Consider the following 351-nt stretch of genomic DNA (forward strand, 5'->3'; position numbering starts at 1 on the left):
GCGGAAATCATTCATGTCTTTTCCTTTCAGACGGCCTTAAGCTTTAAACGCAACACGTACTCTGTCCAAATCTTCCTGCGTATCCACACCGGCAGCAGGCGCTTCTTGGGTGATTTCAACAGCAATCGGATAACCGTGCCACAGGACGCGCAACTGTTCCAGCGATTCGATGGTTTCCAAAGGAGAAACATCCATTTCGGAATAGCGTTGCAGGAAGCCTGCACGATAGGCATAAATGCCGATGTGGCGCAAAACGGCTGTTTCGGAAGGCAATTCGCGTTTTTCGGCACGCATCACATCGCGCGGATAAGGAATCGGGGCGCGGCTGAAATAGATGGCGTTGCGGTTTTT

The 351-nt window shown here is 51.3% G+C and carries 1 protein-coding gene; it reads right to left on the reverse strand.

Features of this window, described 5'->3' with window-relative positions:
* Window positions 1–36: 36 nt before the first annotated feature.
* Window positions 37–351, reverse strand: a 315-nt coding sequence (locus ACTHSP_RS23030; RefSeq protein WP_440347132.1) for a cytidylyltransferase domain-containing protein, incomplete at its 5' end; no start/stop codon positions are given.

It is taken from the genome of Neisseria sp. P0001.S005, assembly GCF_051963715.1.